Consider the following 228-nt stretch of genomic DNA (forward strand, 5'->3'; position numbering starts at 1 on the left):
CACGCCGTTTGCGACCATGAAGGATCTGCTGGGTTAAAGGTAATCAGTGATACTGCCATAAGGACAGCAAGCAATACGCCAATGATAAGACACCCTTCTCTGAGGCGTTGAATGCCGGTGAGATTGGGTTTGGCCTTGTGAGGAGACTTGTGAACTACTGTTCGAATTTTGGGATTTCTTTTCAACATATCCATTGCATGCGGGTCTTAGTCGGATAAACGACAAGAG

At 46.5% G+C, this 228-nt stretch carries 1 protein-coding gene; it reads right to left on the reverse strand.

Annotation, left to right across the window (positions count from 1 at the left end; translation table 11 throughout):
* Nucleotides 1–188, reverse strand: a 188-nt coding sequence (locus AB4585_RS29175) for a DNA translocase FtsK 4TM domain-containing protein (RefSeq protein WP_372172302.1), incomplete at its 3' end; no start/stop codon positions are given.
* Nucleotides 189–228: the final 40 nt, after the last annotated feature.

The sequence above is a fragment of the Vibrio sp. 10N.222.49.C9 genome (genome assembly GCF_041474985.1).
Taxonomy (GTDB): Bacteria; Pseudomonadota; Gammaproteobacteria; order Enterobacterales; family Vibrionaceae; genus Vibrio; species Vibrio crassostreae_C.